Annotated in this window: 22 protein-coding genes and 1 riboswitch; of the genes, 10 read left to right on the forward strand and 12 right to left on the reverse strand. The window is 54.6% G+C overall.

All coding sequences use genetic code 11. The features are described from left to right. Window positions 1-76 precede the first annotated feature (76 nt). The 5 genes from xerC to IXC47_RS12970 form a co-directional block, all read right to left on the reverse strand. Window positions 77-1,036 (reverse strand): tyrosine recombinase XerC, encoded by a 960-nt coding sequence (gene xerC / locus IXC47_RS12950; protein WP_195875875.1) that lies wholly within the window; start codon window positions 1,034-1,036, stop codon window positions 77-79. A gap of 8 nt (window positions 1,037-1,044) precedes the next feature. Next, window positions 1,045-1,713 (reverse strand): DUF484 family protein, encoded by a 669-nt coding sequence (locus IXC47_RS12955; protein WP_195875876.1) that lies wholly within the window; start codon window positions 1,711-1,713, stop codon window positions 1,045-1,047. Between the two features lie 116 nt (window positions 1,714-1,829). After that, window positions 1,830-2,681 carry a diaminopimelate epimerase gene (gene dapF / locus IXC47_RS12960; protein WP_195875877.1) on the reverse strand — a complete coding sequence of 284 codons (852 nt, stop codon included), beginning with the start codon at window positions 2,679-2,681 and terminating at the stop codon, window positions 1,830-1,832. A 48-nt stretch (window positions 2,682-2,729) separates the two neighbouring features. Next, entirely contained in the window at window positions 2,730-3,629 is a 900-nt protein-coding gene (locus tag IXC47_RS12965) for an LpxL/LpxP family acyltransferase (protein ID WP_195875878.1), read from the reverse strand. Continuing rightward, window positions 3,626-4,519 carry a lysophospholipid acyltransferase family protein gene (locus IXC47_RS12970; RefSeq protein ID WP_303049233.1) on the reverse strand — a complete coding sequence of 298 codons (894 nt, stop codon included), beginning with the start codon at window positions 4,517-4,519 and terminating at the stop codon, window positions 3,626-3,628. Before IXC47_RS12970 ends, IXC47_RS12965 begins: the two co-directional genes overlap by 4 nt. A 171-nt stretch (window positions 4,520-4,690) precedes the next feature. On the opposite strand from IXC47_RS12970, the gene metK reads away from it, so the two are divergent. The 5 genes from metK to metF all read left to right on the forward strand — a co-directional run bounded on the left by metK (window position 4,691) and on the right by metF (window position 9,786). Beyond that, window positions 4,691-5,854 (forward strand): methionine adenosyltransferase, encoded by a 1,164-nt coding sequence (gene metK / locus IXC47_RS12975; protein ID WP_195875879.1) that lies wholly within the window; start codon window positions 4,691-4,693, stop codon window positions 5,852-5,854. Window positions 5,855-5,936: 82 nt separating this feature from the next. After that, window positions 5,937-6,884: a M14 family zinc carboxypeptidase gene (locus tag IXC47_RS12980; RefSeq protein WP_195875880.1), complete on the forward strand. Its 948-nt coding sequence runs from the start codon at window positions 5,937-5,939 to the stop codon at window positions 6,882-6,884. A gap of 55 nt (window positions 6,885-6,939) precedes the next feature. Continuing rightward, a riboswitch (S-adenosyl-L-homocysteine riboswitch) is annotated at window positions 6,940-7,018 on the forward strand. 26 nt (window positions 7,019-7,044) lie between these two features. Beyond that, on the forward strand, window positions 7,045-8,484 hold the full coding sequence (ahcY, locus tag IXC47_RS12985; protein ID WP_195875881.1) for an adenosylhomocysteinase: 1,440 nt from the start codon (window positions 7,045-7,047) through the stop codon (window positions 8,482-8,484). Between the two features lie 109 nt (window positions 8,485-8,593). Further along, window positions 8,594-8,938 carry a phage holin family protein gene (locus tag IXC47_RS12990; protein ID WP_124574394.1) on the forward strand — a complete coding sequence of 115 codons (345 nt, stop codon included), beginning with the start codon at window positions 8,594-8,596 and terminating at the stop codon, window positions 8,936-8,938. Next, complete coding sequence (gene metF, locus IXC47_RS12995; RefSeq protein WP_175624820.1) at window positions 8,935-9,786, forward strand: methylenetetrahydrofolate reductase [NAD(P)H]; 852 nt, start codon at window positions 8,935-8,937, stop codon at window positions 9,784-9,786. The genes IXC47_RS12990 and metF overlap by 4 nt, the downstream gene beginning before the upstream one ends. A gap of 59 nt (window positions 9,787-9,845) precedes the next feature. Here metF and IXC47_RS13000 read toward each other — a convergent pair whose 3' ends face one another. Further along, window positions 9,846-10,400, reverse strand: coding sequence for a 5-formyltetrahydrofolate cyclo-ligase (locus IXC47_RS13000; RefSeq protein WP_195875882.1), 555 nt, complete (start codon window positions 10,398-10,400; stop codon window positions 9,846-9,848). A gap of 115 nt (window positions 10,401-10,515) precedes the next feature. Between IXC47_RS13000 and IXC47_RS13005 the strand changes: the two genes are divergently transcribed. From IXC47_RS13005 to IXC47_RS13015, 3 genes are read left to right on the forward strand one after another with little or no spacing between them, the layout of a single operon-like run. Next, window positions 10,516-12,465 (forward strand): lytic transglycosylase domain-containing protein, encoded by a 1,950-nt coding sequence (locus tag IXC47_RS13005; RefSeq protein ID WP_195875883.1) that lies wholly within the window; start codon window positions 10,516-10,518, stop codon window positions 12,463-12,465. A 42-nt stretch (window positions 12,466-12,507) separates the two neighbouring features. Then, window positions 12,508-13,221, forward strand: a complete 714-nt coding sequence (locus tag IXC47_RS13010; RefSeq protein WP_195875884.1) for a glutathione S-transferase family protein — start codon at window positions 12,508-12,510, stop codon at window positions 13,219-13,221. Window positions 13,222-13,227: 6 nt separating this feature from the next. Further along, entirely contained in the window at window positions 13,228-14,472 is a 1,245-nt protein-coding gene (locus IXC47_RS13015) for a multifunctional CCA addition/repair protein (RefSeq protein WP_195875885.1), read from the forward strand. Window positions 14,473-14,507: 35 nt separating this feature from the next. On the opposite strand, the gene IXC47_RS13020 is transcribed toward IXC47_RS13015, so the two are convergent. Together IXC47_RS13020 and IXC47_RS13025 are read right to left on the reverse strand one after the other, a co-directional pair. Continuing rightward, complete coding sequence (locus IXC47_RS13020; RefSeq protein WP_175624825.1) at window positions 14,508-14,789, reverse strand: hypothetical protein; 282 nt, start codon at window positions 14,787-14,789, stop codon at window positions 14,508-14,510. 323 nt (window positions 14,790-15,112) lie between these two features. Further along, window positions 15,113-15,745 carry a CDP-alcohol phosphatidyltransferase family protein gene (locus tag IXC47_RS13025; RefSeq protein ID WP_124574401.1) on the reverse strand — a complete coding sequence of 211 codons (633 nt, stop codon included), beginning with the start codon at window positions 15,743-15,745 and terminating at the stop codon, window positions 15,113-15,115. A 255-nt stretch (window positions 15,746-16,000) separates the two neighbouring features. Here IXC47_RS13025 and IXC47_RS13030 point away from each other — a divergent pair, with 255 nt between their 5' ends. Next, complete coding sequence (locus tag IXC47_RS13030) at window positions 16,001-16,453, forward strand: hypothetical protein (RefSeq protein WP_195875886.1); 453 nt, start codon at window positions 16,001-16,003, stop codon at window positions 16,451-16,453. Window positions 16,454-16,522: 69 nt separating this feature from the next. Here IXC47_RS13030 and IXC47_RS13035 read toward each other — a convergent pair whose 3' ends face one another. The 4 genes from IXC47_RS13035 to IXC47_RS13050 form a co-directional block, all read right to left on the reverse strand. Further along, complete coding sequence (locus IXC47_RS13035; RefSeq protein ID WP_195875901.1) at window positions 16,523-18,193, reverse strand: L-lactate permease; 1,671 nt, start codon at window positions 18,191-18,193, stop codon at window positions 16,523-16,525. Window positions 18,194-18,573: 380 nt separating this feature from the next. After that, the gene (queC, locus tag IXC47_RS13040; RefSeq protein ID WP_195875887.1) at window positions 18,574-19,281 is read right to left on the reverse strand and encodes a 7-cyano-7-deazaguanine synthase QueC; all 708 of its coding nucleotides are present in this window, start codon (window positions 19,279-19,281) and stop codon (window positions 18,574-18,576) included. Between the two features lie 122 nt (window positions 19,282-19,403). Beyond that, a complete protein-coding gene (locus tag IXC47_RS13045; protein WP_195875888.1) occupies window positions 19,404-20,156 on the reverse strand; it encodes a DUF3108 domain-containing protein in 753 nt (250 codons plus the stop codon). A gap of 37 nt (window positions 20,157-20,193) precedes the next feature. Continuing rightward, entirely contained in the window at window positions 20,194-21,267 is a 1,074-nt protein-coding gene (locus tag IXC47_RS13050) for a DUF3108 domain-containing protein (protein ID WP_195875889.1), read from the reverse strand. Between the two features lie 90 nt (window positions 21,268-21,357). Between IXC47_RS13050 and IXC47_RS13055 the strand changes: the two genes are divergently transcribed. Then, on the forward strand, window positions 21,358-22,629 hold the full coding sequence (locus IXC47_RS13055) for a branched-chain amino acid ABC transporter substrate-binding protein (protein ID WP_175624830.1): 1,272 nt from the start codon (window positions 21,358-21,360) through the stop codon (window positions 22,627-22,629). Window positions 22,630-22,663 lie beyond the last annotated feature (34 nt).

The following is a 22,663-nucleotide window of genomic DNA, read 5'->3' on the forward strand; positions in this document are numbered from 1 at the left end:
AGATTATGCCGCAAATTTGCAATTCAGTTGCAAAGTGTCTGCGCTATATCTATGGATGAGTGCTGCTGCAATATGCTCAGGCGGGCTTTTTCTTGGCGCGCGGATGGGCTGCATCGTATACCTGGGCCAGGCGCTGGAAGTCGAGCGAGGTATAGATTTGCGTGGCCGCGATCGATGCGTGGCCCAGCATTTCCTGTACCGCACGCAGGTCACCGGACGATTGCAGTACGTGCGACGCAAAGGAGTGGCGCAAGACGTGCGGATGTACATCAGTCGGCAAACCTATGGCCTGGCCATGTGCTTTCAGCCGTAACTGGACCACGCGTGCCGAGACGCGGGTGCCGCGTTCGCTGAGGAAGAGTGGATGCGGGTCCAGTTTGACCAGAGTGTCGCGCACTGCCAGCCATGCTTGCAGCGCATCCATCGCCGCCTGGCCTATCGGTACGCTGCGCATCTTGTTGCCTTTACCGGTCACCATGACTTCATGCGCATCGAAATCTATCCAGCCCGCCGAGACGTAGCGCGCTTCTTGCGCATAACGCAGGTCCAGCCCGACCAGCTCGGAGACGCGGAGACCGCTCGAGTACAGCAATTCAAACATCGCGTGATTGCAGCGCTGCATCGCGGAGTCGGCGTTTTTGCCTGGCGCAGGTTCGGCTACCAGTCGTACCGCATCATCTGCGGCCAGTGCTTTCGGCAGCGGTTTGCTGCGCTTCGGTGCCTTGATGCCATCGACTGGATTCGAGGTGATGGCATTTTGCTCGGAGAGCCAATTGAAGAAGCCGCGCCAGGCAGATAGTTTGCGCGCGATGGAGCGCGCATTCAAACCTTGCGCGTGCAATTGCGCAGCGAATTTACGGATCTGGAAATGGCTGACGCTGGTCAGCGTCGCCTTGCTGTCGCTGGCCGTCGTGAAAGCGATCAGTTCGAGCAAGTCACGACGGTAGCTGACGGTGGTCAATGCTGCCAGCTGGCGCTGGCTGATCAGGTTATCGAGATAACCGTCAAGGTAAGCCTGATTGCTGACTAGGCTCACGATGCGATTTAATCGAGCATGCCCGACAAGGCGGCACTGGCAGTCTGGCCAATGTTGGTCAGGAAGTCGGTGGCCATGTCGGAGGTGAAGCGATGCGGATCGGGCGAGCCGAGTACCAGCAGGCCGAACGCTTCGGTCGCCTCGTCCAGGCGCAATGGCAGTAGTGCAACCGATTGGATCGCCGGTGCATCTTCCAGCCACGATGCTGCTTCAAAGTCGTTGTTGCTGCCACAGAAAGGGGTGGTCAGGCCGTTGGCAAACAGGTGTGAGTCAGCGGAAACCGGTGCCGCAAACCATGTGTGTGCATATGCTTCCGATACACCCCACAGGCGCAGCGTGACGTGCGGTACCGAGAATGCGCTTTGTAAGCCGGTGGTCAGCGTGTGCGGCAGATCGACGTCATTACGTGCCTGCAACAGCGCGCGCGTCCAGGTGTGAAACTTATGTGTGATCTGGTCGTTTTCCTGGCCTATGCGCATCAGTTCGGCGAGGCGCAGTTCCATGACCTTGAGCTTTTCACGCAAGACGTCCATTTGGCGTTCTTGCAGCGACAGGGTGCGGCCACCGAGTGCGCTCGATAATTTAACTCTGGACAATAACTCGGCATGTTCTTCAAAGAATTGCGGGTTATCCAGCAAATAATCGGCAACGGTATTGGAGTCCAGTGGAGAAGTCATTTGTCGTGTCTGTGAGTGTAGTTAGAAAGCGCGTCACCTGTGCGACGCGGCCTTGCTTTAATTGGCAATGATTTTAACCGACAACCGGGCGCGGAAAACAATTCCGCGCAGTGTCCTTAAATCTCGATTTCGCCTTCGAATACGGTGACGGCCGGGCCGGTCATCATGACTGGTGCATCATGGCCACCCCAGGCGATGACTAATTCGCCGCCGCGGGTTTGTACTTTGACTGGCGATGCCAGCAAGCCACGGCGGATGCCGGCGACGACAGCAGCGCAGGCACCGGTACCGCAAGCCAGGGTTTCACCTGCGCCGCGTTCGAATACGCGCAATTTAATGTGATGCTGATCCAGGACTTGCATGAAGCCGGCATTGACGCGTTTCGGGAAGCGCGGATGGTGTTCTATCAGTACGCCGTCTTCGCGCACCGGTGCTGTCTCGACGTCAGCCACGACTTGCACCGCATGCGGATTGCCCATCGATACGACGGAGATCCAGATGGTCTCACCTTTGACATCCAGCGGCCATAAGTTGTCTTCACCTTCAGCTTTGCAGAGCAAATCAGTCGTGTCGAACGGTACTTCTTCCGGCGTCAGGATGGGTGCGCCCATGTCTACCGTGATTTGGCCGTTCGCTTCGAGGCGAGGTTCGATGATGCCCGACATGGTTTCGACCTTGATCGAGTGTTTGTCGGTGAGTTTTTTGTCGGTAACAAAGCGGACGAACGCGCGTGCACCGTTGCCGCATTGCTCGACTTCGCCGCCGTCGGCGTTATAGATGCGATAGCGGAAGTCGACACCGGCTGCTTGCGGTTTTTCGACTACCAGCATTTGATCAGCACCGACGCCAAAACGGCGATCCGCCAGGTATTGCCATTGCGCTGGAGTGAAATCGATCGCCTGATTGATTGCATCAATCACGACGAAATCGTTACCTGCGCCATGCATTTTTGTGAATTTGAGTTTCATATTGCGATTATAGCCGTGGCAGGCAAGTGCGTACTGCCTGCATGAGTTCTAGTAAGCAGGCGGTGCTTCGTCGGTATTGTTGTTGGCGTAGAAGCTGGGTTCGCCAACCGGGCGCGTCTTGAAGCGCTTGTGGGTCCAGAAATATTCCGATGGCGTTTCGCGTGCGCGCTCTTCGATGAAGGCGTTCATGTAGCGGGTCGCTGCGGTAATGTCGTCGCCCGGATAGTTTTCCCATGCCGGATAGAAAGTCACTTTCCAGCCACGGTAGCCGGGAAGATAGGTCGCTATGACCGGGATGACTTTGGCATTGGTCGCGGCAGCAATGCGTGCTGGTGCGGTCAGTGTGGCAGCTGGGACGCCGAAGAACGGTACGAATTCAGCATCCTTTTCACCAAAATCCATATCCGGCAACATGAAGAAGGGCAGGCCATCGCGCATGGCGCGGATGATGGGCTTGATGCCGTCATTACGGGAAAACAGTTTGACCGGACGGAAGCGTGAGCGTCCTTTGCGCAAGACTTCATCGAAGACCGGATTCAGTTGCTGTGTATAAATGGAGCACAGCGACGATTCCAGCATCACGGCGACACCGGCCACATCCAGGCTGACAAAGTGTGGGCACAGCAGAATAGTCGGGCTGGCCTTGATGGCTTCCACAGGTACGCCTGGTTCCACTACGATTAATCTACGCAAACGTGCTTCCGAACCCCACCACAGGATGCCGCGTTCCAGCACGCTGCGGGCATAGTTCTGGAAGTGCTTTCTCGCGATCGCTTCACGCTCCTGTTCCGACTTTTCGGGGAAGCACAGGGCAAGGTTGATCAGGGTAATGCGACGGCGTGATTTTTTGTAGGCGTACAGCAAATTGCCTATGACTTCGCCCAGGCGCGCTATGACAGGCAGTGGTAGCCAGTGCAGGCACCACATCAGGGCAACGAGGAATCTCATGAAGTACTTCCGCTCTCGGTTGTTTCGGCGCGTTGCGGTGCTGCGACGCCAGCCGGGATTTTGTAATGGTTGTAGCTCCAGAAGTATTGCTCCGGGCACAGTGCGATTAATTGCTCCATCGCGGCATTGATGGCGCGCACCTGTGCTTCCAGTGGTAAACCTTCGGGGATGCTGAATTGTTGCAGGTGCAGGACATAGCCCTGGCCATAAGGACGACGCTCGGCAAATGCGAGGATCATGGCGGCCCCCGTCATTTCCAGCATTTTGGCTGGCAGGGTCATGGTGTAAGCCGGTTTGCCGAAGAAGTCAGCCCAGACGCCTTCACCGTTTTGCGGAACCTGGTCCGGCAGCAATCCTATAGCACCATTGCGCTTCAGTACTTTAAATAAGGTGCGTACGCCACTCAGGTTGGCGGGGGCCAGTGACAGGTTGTGACGCGCACGTGCACCTTCTATCAGTGGTTTTAAAGCTTCCTGCCGTGGTGGTCTATACAGCACGGTAATTGGCAACTGGGCAGCGGCAACCTGTGCCGAAATTTCAAAACAACCAAGATGGGGTGTCAGAAAGATGATGCCTTTACCGGCAGCGGCGGCCTGCTCAACGATATCCCAGTTCTCGATACGGATGGAGCGCAGGACGCGCTCCGGCGACGCGCACCAGATGAAGGGTAGCTCCAGCATGTTTTTGCCTGCTTCGCCGACCGCTTTCGACAAATGCTGGTCAAAACCTGCCAGCTTGATATTTTCCTTGAGGCGGCGGCGGTATGAACCGGATGCCAGATAGACCGCCCAGCCGATCACAAGCCCGATCGCATGCAGTAGCGGCAAGGGCAGGAAGGACAGCAGGCGGAAGAGGAAAACAAGCATGCGGGTCGTGCATCGTGCTCTTATAACAAGAGTCTTTGCCGATTTTTTTCAAGAGGCGTAAAATAGCACAAAGTAGCAACCGCCGAGTTAATGACAACTTGCGAGGCGGTATATAAATTTCGCTAAAGCGTCGCAGGTTCATTAGGTTGACCGCGACATCAAGCCAACTTAAATAAGTGTACTAAGGAACCTGTAATGGCAAATGAATACCTGTTTACCTCTGAATCCGTCTCCGAAGGCCATCCGGACAAAGTAGCGGATCAAATCTCCGACGCGATCCTCGACGCAATTTTCCAGCAAGATCCAAAAGCACGCGTTGCTGCAGAAACACTGTGCAACACTGGTCTGGTTGTCCTGGCCGGTGAAATCACCACCTTCGCTAACGTCGACTACATCGAAGTCGCGCGTCAAACCATCAAACGCATCGGTTACGACAACGCTGATTACGGTATTGACTACAAGAGCTGTGCCGTGCTGGTCGCATACGACAAGCAATCACCGGACATCGCGCAAGGCGTGGATGAAGGTGCAGGTATTGATCTCGACCAGGGTGCTGGTGACCAGGGGCTGATGTTTGGTTACGCTTGTAATGAAACCCCGGAACTGATGCCTGCTGCGATTCACTACGCGCACCGCATCGTTGAGCGTCAATCCGAATTGCGCAAAGATGGTCGCCTGCCTTGGTTGCGTCCGGATGCCAAATCGCAAGTTACACTGCGTTATGTTGACGGTCGTCCTGTTTCCATCGACACCATCGTGTTGTCGACCCAGCATGCGCCGGAAATGCAGCACAAAGACATCGAAGAAGCGGTCATCGAAAGCATCATCAAACCAGTCGTACCAGCAGAATGGCTGAAAGACACACGTTTCCTGGTGAACCCGACAGGTCGTTTCGTCATCGGCGGCCCGCAAGGCGATTGCGGCCTGACCGGTCGCAAGATCATTGTTGACACCTACGGTGGCGCAGCGCCACACGGTGGCGGTGCATTCTCCGGTAAAGATCCATCGAAAGTGGATCGTTCCGCCGCATACGCAGGTCGTTACGTAGCGAAAAACATCGTTGCAGCTGGCCTGGCTGAACGTGCACAAATCCAGATTTCGTACGCAATCGGCGTGGCGAAACCGACTTCGGTCATGGTCACCACTTTCGGTACCGGCAAAATCAGCGATGAAAAAATCGCTCAATTGGTGCAGGAACACTTTGACCTGCGTCCAAAAGGCATCGTGCAAATGCTGGATCTGCTGCGTCCTATCTATCAAAAAACTGCAGCGTACGGTCACTTCGGTCGTGAAGAGCCAGAGTTCAGCTGGGAACGTACTGACAAAGCCGCAGCGCTGCGCGCAGCAGCCGGTTTGTAATAATTAGTCTGTAGTGTTGTTCGATGGTCGGATAGAATTCTGCAAAGAATTAATCCGACCATTTTTGTTTTCAGAGGCGCTGATGCATATCGCACCCCTAGCCAGGCACATCCTCCGTATCTCCCTCTTGCTCCCGCTCTTTGTCGGGTTCAGCCTGCCTGCCAGTGCCAGCAATGCTTCCGCTACTATTACTCCGCCGGCACATCCTGCTGACTGGTGCAAACGCCTGGTCGTACGCATGCCGGGTGTATCCAACGCGATGTGCATGCAGAGTGAGTTGTTGCCTACAGGTGTCAATTCGCTGCAGGGTTTCCCCTTGTTGGCGCGCCAGATCCCGGCAAAAAAGACCAAACGAAATCAAGCGCCATTGCGCGTGCTGCTGATGGGGGGTATCCACGGTGATGAGCTGACCTCGGTTTCGGTGGTATTCCGCTGGTTGCAATGGATGCCGACTGCGGCCGCACAGCAATTTGACTGGAGCGTAGTGCCGGTGGTGAATCCGGATGGTTTCCTGGCGCCCAAGGCCAAGCGTGTGAATGCGAATGGTGTGGATTTGAACCGTAATTTCCCGACCCCAGGCTGGCAGCAGGATGCACCGCGCTACTGGGCGAATCGGACCAAAAAGGACCCGCGTCGTTTCCCCGGTTCTGCCCCTTTGTCCGAGCCTGAAAGCAAATGGGTGCACGATGAAATGCTGCGCTTCCGGCCAGACGTTATTATTTCCGTCCATGCACCGTTTGGCGTGCTGGATTTTGATGGCCCGGCGCAACCGCCGCGCCGTTTTGGCCGTTTGTTGCTGAACCGGGTCGGTGTTTATCCGGGCTCGCTGGGAAATTACAGCGGGGTGCATAAAAATGTGCCGGTAATCACCATCGAGTTGCCGAATGCACAAAAAATGCCATCAGATGCCGAAGTGAAGCGCATCTGGCTCGATATGTTGCGCTGGATCACTGAAAACGTGGAATCCCAGTCGGAGCTGGCCAAGGTCCATTCGGTATCCCTGCCTAGCTCAGAGCCATTGAAGAAATAACAATCGTTAGCGGCCTGAGGTGGTCGCGCGCGTTTTTTTCGATTAAAATGGCACCCGCATCAAGGAGCGTTGCGACAGGTCGTTCGATCTGCCAGGCTTGATGCGGTCAGTACCTGCAACCGCGCTCACGTTTCTTTTTTTCTAACGAAAGGAGGGCGTGATGAACGCCGCAGTAATGACTTCCTCTACCAATTTTTCCGATTACGTTATCGCCGATCTGTCCTTGTCCGCTTGGGGCGACAAGGAAATCTGTATTGCTGAAACCGAAATGCCAGGCCTGATGGCCATCCGCGAAGAATTCGCGGCAGCGCAACCGTTGAAGGGCGCACGCATCACCGGATCCATCCACATGACGATCCAGACCGCAGTACTGATCCAGACGCTGGAAGCGCTGGGTGCAAAAGTACGCTGGGCATCGTGCAATATCTATTCGACACAAGATCATGCAGCTGCAGCAATCGCTGCCGCTGGTACCCCAGTATTCGCAGTCAAAGGCGAAACACTGGACGACTACTGGGAATACACCCACCGCATTTTCGAATGGCCGAACGACGACAAAGGTGCGCCGGTTTATTCGAACATGATTCTCGACGATGGTGGCGACGCAACCTTGTTGCTGCATCTCGGTACCCGTGCTGAAAAAGACGCATCGGTATTGAACAACCCAGGTTCGGAAGAAGAAATCTGCTTGTTCAATTCGATCAAAAAACACCTGGCTGTAGACGCGACCTGGTACTCGAAACGCCTGCCGCAAATCCTCGGCGTGACGGAAGAAACCACCACCGGCGTGCATCGTTTGTACCAAATGCACAAGGAAGGCAAACTGGCTTTCCCGGCTATCAACGTTAACGACTCCGTTACCAAATCCAAGTTCGACAACCTGTACGGCTGCCGCGAATCGCTGGTAGACGGTATCAAGCGCGCGACCGACGTCATGATCGCCGGCAAGATCGCTGTCATCGCTGGTTATGGTGACGTCGGCAAAGGTTCGGCACAAGCGATGCGTGCCCTGTCCGCGCAAGTATGGGTAACTGAAATCGATCCTATCTGTGCATTGCAGGCAGCGATGGAAGGTTATCGCGTCGTGACCATGGAATACGCGGCAGAACACGGCGACATCTTCGTTACCTGTACCGGTAACTACCACGTGATCACCCACGAGCACATGAAGAAGATGAAAGACCAGGCGATTGTCTGCAACATCGGTCACTTCGACAATGAAATCGAAGTCGCTGCGTTGAAACAATACACATGGGAAAACATCAAGCCGCAAGTCGACCACATCATCTTCCCTGACGGCAAACGCATCATCTTGCTGGCTGAAGGTCGCCTGGTTAACCTCGGTTGCGGTACCGGTCACCCATCGTATGTGATGAGCTCGTCGTTCGCGAACCAAACGATTGCACAAATCGAACTGTACGCAAACACCAAAAACTACCCGGTCGGTGTCTATACCCTGCCTAAACATCTGGATGAAAAAGTCGCACGCCTGCAATTGAAGAAACTCAATGCACAGTTGACGACTCTGACCACAGAACAGGCTAACTACATCGGCGTACAGCAAGCGGGCCCTTACAAGCCAGAGCACTATCGCTACTAAGCACTTGCAGTAGTAGGTTATAGTCGTTCAGTGTTTTGCCTGAGCTGCCCCATAGCGTATATGGGGCAGCGATTTCCTGACGTTCAGTACTGAAAAAAGGAGAAATCGTATGCGCATCATCCTCATCTGGGCAATCAATGCAGCGGCACTTTTTGCGCTTCCCTTTCTGATGTCATCCATCAGGGTCGATAGTGTCGGCACGGCCATCATCGCTGCCCTGATACTGGGCCTGGTGAATACCCTGATACGTCCGATACTGGTGTTGCTGACCTTGCCTGTCACCTTGCTGACACTGGGCTTGTTCATCTTCGTCATCAACGGTCTGATGTTCTGGGCGGTCTCGCAACTGGTAGGTGGTTTCCATGTCGCTGGTTTCTGGTCGGCGGTAGGCGGAGCGATCCTGTACAGCATTATTTCGTGGATATTGTCCGCGCTTTTACTACAAGAAAAATGAAAGAACAGAATTTCAGCATAGAGTTTTTCCCGCCCAAGACACCTGTGGGTGTGGAAAAACTGCGCGTCACTTGCGCCAAACTGTCTGAGTTGAATCCCAAGTATTTTTCGGTCACGTTCGGCGCCGGTGGCTCGACGCAACAAGGCACACTGGAAACAGTGCTGGAAATCCGTGGTGCCGGGCAGGATGCCGCGCCGCACTTGTCCTGCCTCGGTAGCTCGCGTGAAAGCCTGCGTGCGATCCTGGCCGAATACAAATCGCATGGCATCAAGCGCATCGTTGCCTTGCGCGGTGATTTGCCTAGTGGTTACGGTTCCATGGATATGTCGTCCAGTGAATTTCACTATGCAAATGAACTGGTGGAATTCATACGCGCTGAAACCGGCGACTGGTTCCACATTGAAGTCGGCGCTTATCCGGAAATGCATCCGCAAGCCAAATCGCCGCAAGACGATATCGCCAACTTTGTCCGTAAGGCCAAAGCGGGTGCCGATTCGGCGATCACGCAGTATTTCTACAATGCGGATGCTTACTTCCGTTTCGTCGATGATGCGCGCAAGGCTGGTAGCGATATACCGGTGACTGCGGGCATTATGCCGATCACCAATAACTCGCAGTTGATGCGCTTCTCTGATGCATGTGGCGCTGAAATCCCGCGCTGGATACGCCTCAAGCTGGCGAGCTACGGTGATGATGCTGAATCGATACGCGCCTTCGGTCTCGATGTGGTGACGGATCTGTGCGAACGTTTGCTGGCAGGTGGCGCACCTGGTTTGCATTTCTACTCATTGAACCAGGCCGCGGCGACGCAGACTATCTGGACACGTTTGAATTTGTCGCAGAAATAAGCAGCAAGTCAGAAAGTCAGGAGTGCCCTGTGCCAGAAATGGACAGGGCATTTTTTATTTCAGCGGGCGTGGAAGGTCGCTTCTTCCGTCACGACCGCGTCGAGGGCGATGTCATATACCTCAGAGGCAAAGTCGACTTCACCGAATGCATAAGCCACACCCAGCGTGCGTGGTCGTGGTTCTGCTGCCAGCGTCCGGTCGTAAAAACCGCCGCCATAGCCGAGGCGGAAACAGTCTGCATTGAAGCCGAGGCAAGGTATCAGCAGTGCTTGCGGCTGTATCAGTGGATTGTCAGCGACTGGAATGTCGGTGCCTAACCTGTCCTTGCGCAATGCCTCACCCGGCGCCCATTCCACGAACTGCAGGGGGACGTTGTCGCCTGCGATCAGCGGCAAGGCCAGTTGTACGCCCGCTGCATGCAATTCTGCATACGCCTGATGTACATCGGGTTCGCCACGCATAGGCCAGTACACACCCAGGCTGGCTGGCTTTTCACTACGCCACCATTGCATGATTTTATCGCCCAGGCGACGGTCAAAAAGGGCGCGTTGATCCGCGGCAAGTGCGCTACGCTTTGAGAGCAGGGTACGACGTAAATCGAGCTTATTTTGCATGGGTACGGGAAGAGAATCGCGTGCTATTCTAGGTGCCAGAGATGGGAACTCATTTTATAGCTATCCGGCCTGGGTTCCAGTATAAGCAGGATAAAAAATAGGGGTCACGATATTCATGTTTTCGCATAAATTATTCGCACGCGTCATGCTGTTGGCGGCATCCGCCGTGTTCCTGGTACCGGCGGCGCATGCGCAAAAGCGCGCGGCGGGCTTTGCCAGTGATGACGATGCATTTTTAGCATTGCGTGATGCATCACGCCGCGGTGATGCTGTGCGTGCAGCCGATATCGCATCCAAGCTCGGTAATTACTCCATCCCGTCTTACGTTGATTACTACCAGCTCAGGCCGCGTATCAAGGATGCCAGCCCGACTGAAATCCTGGCGTATCTGAATAAATATAGCGGCAGTGCCATCGCTGACCGCCTGCGCAATGACTGGCTGCTTGAAGTTGGCAAGCGCCGCGACTGGGTCACCTTCGATGAACAATATCCGCTGTTCGAGTTGAATGACGACACCCAGCTGAAATGCTATGCGCTGATGTCCAAGGCGCAGAAGGGCTTGAATGTCGCGGTGGATGCGCGTGCTTTGCTGACCGTGCCGAAGAACTATGGTGAGGGTTGCGTTGCGCTGATCGGCATGCTGATGGAAAACAGTCAGTTCAATGAAGATGATTTGTGGGCGCAGATCCGCCTGGCAGCAGAAACCGGTTCTACCGATTTCGTGCGCCGCCTGGTGCCGTTCACTGGCATAGATGATGGTTCGCTGGTGACGGCGATGGAAAAACCAGCGCTGATTACTTCCAAGGGCGTGGGTTTCCGTCGTGTGAAGCATGAAGTGTTTATCGTCGCGCTGGGGCGCATCGCAAAAAATAATCCGGCACAGGCCGCTGAAGTTTTATCCGGAAACACGCTGTTGCTGAATAAAAAGCAGGAAGCTCAAGGCTGGGCGCAAATTGCCTTGCAGGCTTCGATGAAGCTGGCGCCGGAGGCGGCAGATTACTGGCGCAAGGCAGGTAATGCACCGTTATCACTTGAAGGTCATCAATGGAAAATCCGCGCCGCTTTGCGTGCCGGTGACTGGAAATTGGTCAAACAAGGCGTCGAAGCGATGCCTGCCGCATTGCGCGACGATGCGACCTGGACCTACTGGCTGGCGCGCGCACTGCGCGAAGAGGGCAAGCGCGATGAGGCGAATGCATTGATGCAGTCGATCGCATCACAAACCAATTTCTATGGCCAGCTGGCACTGGAAGAGCTGGGTCAGAAAATCACGATACCGCCACGTGCGACACCAGTAACTGAAGAAGAGATCGCGCCGATGGCGGCCAATCAGGGCTTCCGTCGCGCTTTCAAATTCTTTGATCTGGGTTTGCGCTTCGAAGGTTATCGCGAGTGGAACTGGGAGCTACGCAAGATGAATGAGCGCCAGCATCTGGCTGCCGCCGAATTCGCACGCCGTAGTGAAGTGCTGGATCGCATGGTCAATACTTCTGATCGCACCAAGATAGAAGTAGATTTCACGCAACGCTTCCCATCGCCGTATCGCGACGTCATGCGCACCGCCACGCAAAAGCTGGGTCTGGAAATGGCCTGGGTGTATGGCCTGATCCGCCAGGAATCCCGTTTCATCATGGATGCACGTTCGCATGTGGGTGCATCGGGTCTGATGCAATTGATGCCTACTACTGCGCGTCATGTCGCCAAGAAGATAGGCATGACCGATTACGCGCATAGCCAAGTCAATGAAATTGAAACCAATATCCTGCTCGGTACCAGTTATTTGAATATGGTCCTGAACGATCTGGGCGGTTCGCAAACATTGGCAACAGCTGCTTACAACGCCGGTCCGGGACGTCCGCGTGCATGGCGTTCGACGCTGACGCGTCCGGTGGAAGGAGCGATTTTTGCAGAGTCGATTCCGTTTTCGGAAACCCGTGACTATGTGAAAAAAGTACTCTCCAATGCGACTTACTATGCAGCGATGTTTGAAAGCAAACCGCAATCATTGAAGGATCGCCTGGGTAGCGTCACACCGACTGCATTTGTACCAACGGATCTGCCGTAAAACAGCACAGCAATATATAAGAACTTTATCGTTACGGACACTATGCAAACGACAGAACTCGATCCGACCTTATCGCAAACACTGGGTAATGCAGAAAAAAATGGCCTGAAGCTGGTCATCGCGAACAAGAACTATTCGTCATGGTCTATGCGCCCGTGGGTGGCGATGACGGCTTTTAATATCCCGTTCCAGGAAATTTCAGTCTTGCTGGATCGTTCGGATACGACGGCGCAGATCGCGCATTATTCAGCCGCGGGCAGGGTGCCGGTATTGCTGGCAGGTGAAACCGTGATCTGGGATTCGCTGGCGATATGCGAATACCTGGCGGAGCAATTCCCGGAAAAGAAAATGTGGCCGGAAGATGTGGCTGCACGTGCGCTGGCGCGTTCGATTTGTGCCGAAATGCACTCCGGCTTTACCGGCGTTCGTTCCGCGATGTGGATGAATATACGTGCCAAATTCCCAGGCAAGGGACGTACGCTGGAAGCGCAGGCAGATATCGGTCGTATCAGCGAAATCTGGGAAACCTGTCTGGCCATGTCCGGACCTAGTGAATACTTGTTTGGTGAGTTCTCTATTGCCGATGCCTACTTCGCACCTGTGGTCATGCGTTTCCGTACCTACGAAGTCGTGCTGGCACCGGCACTGGATGCCTATGTCGAACGGGTCGCGGCACACCCTGCAGTCGCGCAGTGGATAACCGGTGCGCTGGCCGAGACTGACCATATCGAAAAGTACGACAGCTATCCCGATTGAACTGATATGAAGACTTACATCGTTGGCGGCGCAGTACGCGATGAATTGCTGGGCGTGGCCGTCAAGGATCGCGATTACGTGGTGGTCGGCGCAACGCCGGAGGCCATGATTGCGCAAGGTTATACCCCGGTCGGCAAAGACTTCCCGGTTTTCCTGCATCCGAAGACACACGCGGAGTACGCTCTGGCGCGTACCGAGCGCAAGACTGAGCCTGGTTACAAGGGTTTCGTCTTCCATACCGATGCCAGCGTGACGCTGGAAGAAGATTTAATCCGCCGTGACCTCACCATCAATGCGATGGCGCAGGATGAAGACGGCCGCATCGTCGATCCTTTCGGCGGCCAGCGTGATCTCAAGCAACGCATATTCCGCCATGTGTCACCAGCCTTCTCCGAAGATCCGGTGCGCATATTGCGCATTGCGCGCTTTGCCGCGCGCTTTCCAGAATTTACAGTAGCACCGGAAACCAATGAACTGATGCAAGGCATGGTGGTGGCCGGTGAAGTTGATGCGCTGGTGCCAGAGCGAGTATGGCAGGAACTGGCGCGTGGCCTGATGGAAGTGCGTCCGTCACGGATGTTTGCGGTGCTGCGCGATTGCGGCGCCTTGCAACGCATACTGCCGGAGCTGGATGCCTTGTGGGGCGTGCCGCAACCGGCGCTCTATCATCCGGAAATCGATACCGGGGCGCACATTATGCTGGTGATCGATTACGCGGCCAGCATCCATGCTGATCTGCCTACGCGCTGCGCAGCCTTATTGCATGACCTCGGCAAGGGCGTCACACCGCCCGAGATGTGGCCGCGCCATCACGGCCATGAAATGCATAGCGTGAAGCTGGTGGATGCGGTTTGTAAGCGCCTGAAAATCCCGAACGAATGTCGTGACCTGGCATTGATGACAGCGCGTGAACACGGCAATGTCGGACGTGCGCTGGAACTGCGTGCAAAAACGATAGTGAATTTATTGGAGCGTTGCGATGCTTTCCGTAAGCCGCAACGCTTTCTCGATATGTTGGTGGCATCCGAGTGCGACCATCGCGGACGTACCGGTTTTACAGAGAAACCGTTTCCACAAAGAGCGTATCTGCAGGCGGCGCTGACAGTAGCGCTAACGGTGAATGGTGGGGAAATTGCCGAGCTAACGCGGCAGCGATATCCGGATCAGCAGCAGCGCATACCGGAAGCTATTCATGAAGCACGCGTGCGGGCAGTTGCCGCTGCGATCAAGGAAACCGCGCCTGAAGAATAAGCGCAGTATGCATGCAGTCTTCAGGCTAGCCTGTTTCAGGTCATCGGTACGTGACGGCGGGTCGACAGTACATAGGCACGCAACTCATTGCGTGTGACGATGCCGTCATTGTTGGCGTCTATGCGTTCGAAGTTTTCGACGATCAGCGCCATATTGGCTGCTTGCGCTTCGGATTTGGTAATGCTTTGTACCGGTGCCTTGTAAGACGCAGTCTTGTCCTGCGCATGCTTGCTTCTATAGGCTTCGGCAGATAGTTGTGCGGCGGTGGCGTTGACGACGACCAGTGCTATCGTCAGTGCGATAAGCTTTTTCTTCATGGTTACTCCCCTTTACAAGCACGAATACGTGTTTGAAGCATCCATTGAAAGATTATTCAGCTTAATCCGCCAACGCATTTACGCCTTGTTACATTTGATACAAAACAATGGATACAAGGCAATATGCGTTTTTCGCATAAGAGTCCAACAAAGACTTCGTTGGAAATGATGTGTTCCCTGCCTAAGCTGATGACAGCCATCAATTTTTGCAGAAGGGGACTATTTTGGATTTGCTTGATACCTTCACCGCAGTTTCTGCCGCGGCAGTCGTGCTGGCTGCGCTGATCTATCGTTTATAGGACAGCGCAGCTGCTTACAACTGATCAGAATTTCGGGATGTGCAAAGTCTTGCTGATCATCAAGGTACCGGACAGTGCAAACAGCAATGCTAACGGATGTAATTCCCATGGGCCGACTTGCCATACGCCACCGTAAATGGCTGCTCCTACGCTGCCTATGGATGCCAGCCACGCCAGGATGCCGGTAATGATGACGCTGGTCGGTATCGGCGTACCTTCAAAGTAAGCCACCTTATCTGCACCTTCGGACAGGCTTTCGGCCGTGACGTTGTAGCGAGCCAAGCGGCTGACGCCGCAGCAGACGAAGTAAATCATTGCAACCCAATCCCAGCCACCAGTCAGACCCGCTGCGAAACCGAGCGTAACCGGTGCCAGTCCAAACGAAATTACGTCGGCCAGTGAATCCAGCTCACGCCCCATCGCCGAATGCTGACGCCGCCAGCGCGCGATGCGACCATCCAGGACGTCGAATATAAAGGCAGCGGGTGCCATCGCCGCCGCAGCATAGAAATGATGCAGGGACTGGCTGGCCATATACAGCATGGCAAAAAATACGGCCGCTACACCGCAGGCTGCGTTACCCAGCGTAAAAAAATCAGCCAGGTGAAAGCCGCGCAACATGGAAAAATGCTTGCGAGGCGCTTTGGATGGAGGCATTACGGTCTCTCTTGAATAATCTATTTTTAATTGCCGACCGGAATGAAGGATCTACACCCTCGTCGGCCGTGTTGTAGCGGCAAGTATGTCATTGAATTAAATGGTTGTGCACGGAAATAGCCAGGATTTTAATTAGCGCACCGGTTCAGCCGTCCGCTTGTTATGATGCAATTCCAAGCAGGTATAAGTCGGTTACCGCACATACGATACAAAATCGGGGTTTTAGACTGAAACTTTCCTTCACTGGAGGCTGCCATGCAATTCAAGAAAAATGCCATGTATAAGGCACTGGGTTTTTCTCTGTGTGCTTTGAACCTTGCTTTTGCCGCGAGTCTGGCGTCAGCGGCTGACACCGCTACTAGCACTTATAAGCAAGACCGGGCCGATTGTATGGATGGCCGGTCGACACAGGATAGGGCGACCTGTTTGCGCGATGTCGGTGCTGCGTTGAATGAAGCGCGCCACGGTAAATTAAAAGATGACGATGCGTTGGTCTATCAACAAAATGCACGCATACGCTGCAATGCCTTGCCGGATGCCGACAGGCAGGATTGCCTGGTACGCATGAGTGGTCGCGATACGACGATCAGTGGCAGCGTAAGTGGTGGCGGTATCTTGCGTGAGACCACGACGATAGTGCCAGACCCACCGCCACCTGCGGCGCCAGCGCCTGAGCCGATGTATCCGAACATGCCTGCACCGCGTTAAACGGAATTCGCCAGACAATAAAAAAGGCCCCATACCGGGGCCTTTTTGCCGTGTGCATTTTTACAGGTTTTACTGAACAACCATCAATGTGAATGGAATCACATAGGCTTGCAGCGTGACCAGGAAGCCGACCAGGATAGCCAGCGCAATCGAATGGAAGAAGACATAGCGCAAGATGTCGCCTTCGTGTCCGTACCACTTGGTTGCCGTCGATGCGACCACAATCGATTGCGCATCGATCATTTTGCCCATGACGCCGCCTGAGCTGTTTGCAGATGCCATCAGGACTGGTGGCAAGCCCAGCTGCTCTGCGGTGGTTTTCTGCAAGCTGCCGAACAGCACGTTGGCAGCCGTATCCGAGCCGGTCAAAGCCACGCCCAGCCAGCCGAGCAGGGTGCCGAACATGGGATAGAACACACCGGTATGTGCGAACGCCAGGCCGAGCGTAGCGTCGAGGCCGGAGTACTTGGTCAGGTAACCGACGCCAAACATGGCGCAAATCGTCAGCAGGGAATAGCGCACCAGTTTGATGGTTTGCCAGTACTCCTGCAGCAGACGTTTAAACGAGTAGCCCATCAACACACCGGCAACGATCGCCGATACCAAGATGCCGGTACCTGCCATCGACAGCACGTTGAAGTTAAACACTGCGGCTTCGAGGAAAGGCTCTTTGGCTACCGGCGGCATTTTCATAACCATCTTGTCGAGGCCTGGAATCGCATACTTCCATGACCAGATTGCGTCGATTGCTTTCTTGAAGAATGGCGTACCCCAGATAAAGACGAACACCGACAAAATCACCCATGGCATCCACGATTTCGCGACGCTGATATTGGCGAGTACTGGTTTCTGTTCCGATTCTGGTTCAGGCTTGATGTCATCCTTGGAATTGTCATTGCGATTGCGCAGGGCGGTCGAGGTCCAGATTTTCTTCGGCTGCCATACTTTGAGGAACAGAGTCAGCGAGCCCATAGACACAATCGCGGCGATCACGTCTACCAGCCAAGGGCCGTGGTAGTTCGATACGACGAATTGCGGGATCGCAAACGACACACCAGCGACCAGGATCGCAGGCCAGATTTCGCGCATGCCACGGAAACCGGCAAACGCCCAGATCAGCCAGAACGGAACCAATACCGAGAAGAACGGCAATTGACGACCGATCATCGACGACAGATGCAGCAAGTCGATACCGGTTACAGCCGACAACGCAATCACCGGTGCGCCAAGCGCGCCATACGCGACAGGTGCCGTGTTAGCGATCAGCGCCAGGCCGGAAGCAGCCAGCGGCGAGAAGCCAAGGCCGATCAGAATCGCACCGGTAACAGCAACGGGAGTACCGAAGCCTGCTGCACCTTCAAAGAATGCGCCGAAGCAGAACGCGACCAGCAACAATTGCAAACGTCGATCTTCGGTGATGCCGCTGATACTGTTTTGCAGCACCTTGAAATAGCCATTCAGCGTAGTGAGGCGATGCAGGAAAATAATATTCAGCACGATCCAGCCGATAGGGAACAGACCTGCGGCGATGCCGTAGCCTGCTGCCTTACCCGCCATTGCAACCGGCATGCCGAATACAAATGCGGCGATGACGATGCCGACGACGAGTGCGAGACCCGCCGCGAGGTGGGCTTTCATGTGGAAAAATGCGAGTGCTGCGAGAAGTACTGCAACCGGGATGCCGGCGGCGATAGTGGAGAAGCCGAAGCTGTTAAGCGGATCGTAAATCTGTTGCCATATCATGGTCGTGTCCTTTGATTGGGTAACTATAGTTTTTAACCCTCGCTGATCGTTGCAGCGCAGGGGCACGCCACCATATCAGCCACTCACAAGCACATTGATGCATAAATTTAACCCATCGATACGATATTTTGATACCTCAATCCGAGGATTCTGAGACTTCTTTTGCGCAGTTACGCTGCTGCAAATTTTCAAGCGTGAATTAGGTAGTGCGCCGGGTTGTGCGCAAGAGGAGACGCACCGGTCTGGCGCGTCTGGAATGCGGAGTTACAGAGGGATGGGGGAGAGTGATCCATCAAGATGTTTCTTGATGTGCACGTGGTCGTCGAAGTTTTCGACTGTTGCAATTTAACGTTTAATTAATATGCCTTACTACATGCTTACTTTGCTGGGGCAATGAAGTTCGCATAGCCGCGTGCGCGTAACTCACAAGCCGGACATTTGCCGCAACCGTATCCCCAGTCATGCAAGGCACCACGTTCGCCCAGATAGCATGTATGGGTGCCAGCACGTATCAGGTCGACCAGCGCATTGCCGCCCAGGTCTTGTGCCAGTTGCCAGGTGTCAGCCTTGTCTATCCACATCAGTGGAGTTTCCAGCTTGAGGCGTGTTGCCATGCCGAGATTGAGTGCGACCTGCAATGCTTTCATGGTGTCGTCGCGGCAGTCCGGATAACCGGAGAAGTCGGTTTCGCACATGCCACCGACCAGCACATCAAGTCCGCGGCGATAGGCGACAGTCGCCGCGACAGTCATGAACAGTAAATTGCGGCCGGGTACAAAGGTGTTCGGCAAGCCGTTTTCCATCATGGTGATTTCTACGTCTTGCGTCATCGCGGTGTTGGATATTTTGGAGATGAGCGACAGATCTATCATGTGATCTTCGCCCAGCTTCTTGTCCCACTCCGGATGAATGCCGCGCAAGGATTGCAGTACGCTCGGGCGCACTTCCAGTTCGACGGCATGCCGCTGGCCGTAATCGAAACCGATGGTTTCAACCTTGGCGTAGCGGTTCAGCGCCCATGCGACGCAAGTCGTGGAGTCTTGTCCACCGCTGAACAAGACCAGCGCACCATCTGTAGAACTCATAATTTCCTTCAGTAACAAACAACAGCAAAAAATCGACAGCGAGTATCTATCGCGGACGATAGTTTACATCGCCGCGCCAGGCCGAATTATATGCCCAGCTGAACTTTCGCTATGTCTGTTGCTTATACCGGATCGACTTTGGTCAGGGTTTGTTCGATGAAGTCGCCTTCAGGCTCGGTGATGCGTACGCGTGCCGGATACCATTCCATGGACGGCGCAAACCAGATATCCAGTTTCTGTGCATGGTCGCCATCCTTGATGACGCGGCTGACTTTCACTGTGTTCAGATCGCCGGTCGCGGTTTTGATTTTCTCGGCCTTGTTGACTTTGAAGACCCACGCATCCGCATCTTTTTGTCCGACTACGGTTACCGGAATGCTGGCGCCGGTTTTGAATTTATTCGGTGTGCTGCGTGCGATGGTCGCCAGTTGCCAGACTATGCTGTTGCGATCCTGTTCGCCGCCCTTGATCGGATAGCTGGCGTCGGATGCGGTAAAGGTGATGGTTTTGGCGTCGCGATTAAAAGTCGCGGTGGTTGGATCTTTGCGATAACGCTTTTCTGTCGAAGTCGACGGTGCCAGGCCATATGCATCAATAGTGCCTTCGCTTTTGGCTTCCAGTATCTTGCCCAGCAGCATGGCTTTGGTTTCAGTTGTTATCGAGTAAGTTGCCTTGTCCGTCTTCCAGTGGATGATGGCGGTGCCGTTCAGCGGCAAGCCACGCTGGTTGGCATTGATTGCATAGTTCAGGTCGGCCGATGGCGGCAGGTTGAAACTGCGCTTGGCGGGTGTTTGGGCCAGTGTGACGCTCGCTGAGGTAGCGATCACGGTGGCGAGCAACATGGATTCCAGATTACGGTAAAGGTTACGCTTCATTGGGGCACCAAAATGAAATATTGTTAAGTTTATATGACTAGTGTGACGGGGAAACGTTCAGATTGCTTAAGGACATGTCCAGATAATCGCCATTGGCTTCCGTATAGCGCAGGCGTACCGGATACCAGTTTAATTGCGGCGCGAGCCAGATATCCAGTTTTTGGTCGTAGGAGCCGCGTCTAGGCGCGCGTGCTACATGCCAGGCGCTGATAGTGGTGCCGTCGACCACGATGTCTTCCTGGCCGATCACCAGTATGTGCCATGTTTCTGCATCGCGTGTACCGGCGACAAATAAATCGATGCTGGCTCCGGCAACGAATTTTTCACTATCGCCGCGTCCTATACCTGCCAACTGCCAGATGATACTGGCGCGGTCTTGTTCACCACCGGTGCGCGGATAGGATTTGGTCGATGCGGAAAAACTGATCAACTCAGGATCGCGCTGGAAGTGTGTATTGGTTTCGGAGCGGCGAAAACGCTTTTCGCTATACAGCTCGGGCACGATGCCGATGTCTGTGATGCTGCCGCTGCTCCTGAAGCGCAAGGCGGTAATGAACAGCACGCCAAATTCACCATCCACCGTGTATAGCTGACCATCGGTACGCCAGCTGATGGTGCCGCTGCCATAAGTAGGCGCCCCTTCCTTAGGGATTTTCTGGATGTCATATTTCAGGCTGGCGGAAGGTGGCAAATCGATTTTGTAGGCGATGCCTGTTTCCGCTTCCGGCGCGGCTGGCTCTGGTGTTTCTTCTGCCACGATTTTGTCGTCGCTGGTGCTTGCTGTGGATGGCTCGTTGGCCGGCGGGCTGGTCGTTTCGGCGACAGGCGCAGGCGACTCAATTACCGGAGCAGGGGCAGGCCGGCGCGGGCGTGGCTTGGGTTTGGCGGCGACTATTTTCGGTTTTGGGATGACGGGTGCTTCGCTTTCCAGCGTTGCGGCGACGACCATGGTGTCATCTTGTGGTTTGCCAGATGGCAGTACGAGCAAGCCGCGTGCCCAGGAAATGATGATCAGGTGCAGCAACAGGGATGCCAGCAAAACCAATAGCCCGCCAGTCAGTAGCCTTTTGCGCGGCTGTTTATGCGGGGATGGCGGTATCTCTGTCGTCATGGCGCTAGTGTAAACGCAAGGGCCGCGATTCGGTGCACAAGCGGGCTGGTAGGCAGCCGCGTAAAATGGCCGTTTTAAGAAAGTCCTGCATTGAAAATCCAAGGCAAAAATATACTGGCGTGCGTCCTGCTGTGCGCCTGCACCGTGGCGCAAGCGGCTGAACCCATACGCATAGGCATGATAGATGGCATGTCTGGTGCATTTGCCAACGCGGGTGAGGCGGTCGTGCGTAACCTGCAAGTGGCTATAGATAAGGTTAATGCGCGCGGCGGCGTCAAGCTGCCGGATGGTGCACATCCGCTGGCGTTGGAAATCTTTGATAACAAACTGGGCGTAGAAGAATCATTGCTCGAGTTCAAGCGACTGACCGACCAGCGCATACCATTTATAGTTCAAGGAAACAGCTCGGCAGTTGCGGCCGCCTTGCTCGATGCGGTCAACAAGCATAATCAGCGGCTGCCGAATAATCGCGTGCTCTTTCTGAATTACTCAGCGGTCGATCCGGCGCTAACGAATGAGAAATGCAGCTACTGGCATTTCCGTTTTGATGCGAATGCCGATATGCGCATGAATGCATTAACCGAAGTCATCAAGCGTGATAACCGCGCTCATCGTATTTATCTGATCGGACAGGACTACAGCTTCGGCCGTCTGGTCGCGCAGGCAGCGCGTACACAACTGGCCGCGAAGCGACCGGATATCCAGATCGTCGGTGATGAGTTACATCCTATCGGCAAGATCAAGGATTTCGCGCCCTATATTGCGAAGATCAAGGCCAGCGGAGCTGATGCGGTGATCACCGGTAACTGGGGGAATGATCTGACCTTGCTGGTAAAAGCAGCAAAAGAGTTTGGTCTGAATACCAAGTTCTACACCTTTTACGGTAATGGCCTGGGCGCCCCCGCTGCCATCGGTGATGCTGGTGTGGATCGGGTACGTGCAGTGGCCGAGTGGCATCCGAATGTGGGTGACGGCGCGAAAGATGGCGCCAGTGATCGCTTCTATCACGCATTCCGTGAGCGCTATCCGCAGCCCAAGGATGATTATGTACATCTGCGCATGCACCTCATGATAGAGATGCTGGTGACGGCGATAGAAAAAGCGAAGTCGACCGATGCGCTGGCCGTGGCGAAAGCGCTGGAAGGTGCGCATTATCAGAACGCATTCCACGAAGCGACCATGCACGCCGCCGATCATCAGTTGATCCAGCCTCTATACGTATCGGTGATGCGCAAGAAATCGGATGGTGGCATGCGCTTCGATAACGAAGGCAGTGGTTATGGTTTCAAGACGGAGTTGTATCTGCCCGCAGCCCGCACCGCCTTGCCGACCAGTTGCAAGATGCAGCGCCCATTGCGCTAGCCAGGCCACTTTATCTGCTACGCTTAGGGTACTT

Origin of the sequence: Herminiimonas contaminans (assembly GCF_015645465.1) — a bacterium.
Lineage (GTDB): Bacteria > Pseudomonadota > Gammaproteobacteria > Burkholderiales > Burkholderiaceae_D > Oxalicibacterium > Oxalicibacterium contaminans.

What these genes read in the sequence shown, in the direction of transcription:
- IXC47_RS12955 (WP_195875876.1), bottom strand. Translation starts at nt 1,713, where the DNA reads ATGACTTCTCCACTGGACTCCAATACCGTTGCCGATTATTTGCTGGAT.
- dapF (WP_195875877.1), bottom strand. Translation starts at nt 2,681, where the DNA reads ATGAAACTCAAATTCACAAAAATGCATGGCGCAGGTAACGATTTCGTC.
- IXC47_RS12965 (WP_195875878.1), bottom strand. Translation starts at nt 3,629, where the DNA reads ATGAGATTCCTCGTTGCCCTGATGTGGTGCCTGCACTGGCTACCACTG.
- metK (WP_195875879.1), top strand. Translation starts at nt 4,691, where the DNA reads ATGGCAAATGAATACCTGTTTACCTCTGAATCCGTCTCCGAAGGCCAT.
- IXC47_RS12980 (WP_195875880.1), top strand. Translation starts at nt 5,937, where the DNA reads ATGCATATCGCACCCCTAGCCAGGCACATCCTCCGTATCTCCCTCTTG.
- ahcY (WP_195875881.1), top strand. Translation starts at nt 7,045, where the DNA reads ATGAACGCCGCAGTAATGACTTCCTCTACCAATTTTTCCGATTACGTT.
- IXC47_RS12990 (WP_124574394.1), top strand. Translation starts at nt 8,594, where the DNA reads ATGCGCATCATCCTCATCTGGGCAATCAATGCAGCGGCACTTTTTGCG.
- metF (WP_175624820.1), top strand. Translation starts at nt 8,935, where the DNA reads ATGAAAGAACAGAATTTCAGCATAGAGTTTTTCCCGCCCAAGACACCT.
- IXC47_RS13000 (WP_195875882.1), bottom strand. Translation starts at nt 10,400, where the DNA reads ATGCAAAATAAGCTCGATTTACGTCGTACCCTGCTCTCAAAGCGTAGC.
- IXC47_RS13005 (WP_195875883.1), top strand. Translation starts at nt 10,516, where the DNA reads ATGTTTTCGCATAAATTATTCGCACGCGTCATGCTGTTGGCGGCATCC.
- IXC47_RS13010 (WP_195875884.1), top strand. Translation starts at nt 12,508, where the DNA reads ATGCAAACGACAGAACTCGATCCGACCTTATCGCAAACACTGGGTAAT.
- IXC47_RS13015 (WP_195875885.1), top strand. Translation starts at nt 13,228, where the DNA reads ATGAAGACTTACATCGTTGGCGGCGCAGTACGCGATGAATTGCTGGGC.
- IXC47_RS13020 (WP_175624825.1), bottom strand. Translation starts at nt 14,789, where the DNA reads ATGAAGAAAAAGCTTATCGCACTGACGATAGCACTGGTCGTCGTCAAC.
- IXC47_RS13025 (WP_124574401.1), bottom strand. Translation starts at nt 15,745, where the DNA reads ATGCCTCCATCCAAAGCGCCTCGCAAGCATTTTTCCATGTTGCGCGGC.
- IXC47_RS13030 (WP_195875886.1), top strand. Translation starts at nt 16,001, where the DNA reads ATGCAATTCAAGAAAAATGCCATGTATAAGGCACTGGGTTTTTCTCTG.
- queC (WP_195875887.1), bottom strand. Translation starts at nt 19,281, where the DNA reads ATGAGTTCTACAGATGGTGCGCTGGTCTTGTTCAGCGGTGGACAAGAC.
- IXC47_RS13045 (WP_195875888.1), bottom strand. Translation starts at nt 20,156, where the DNA reads ATGAAGCGTAACCTTTACCGTAATCTGGAATCCATGTTGCTCGCCACC.
- IXC47_RS13050 (WP_195875889.1), bottom strand. Translation starts at nt 21,267, where the DNA reads ATGACGACAGAGATACCGCCATCCCCGCATAAACAGCCGCGCAAAAGG.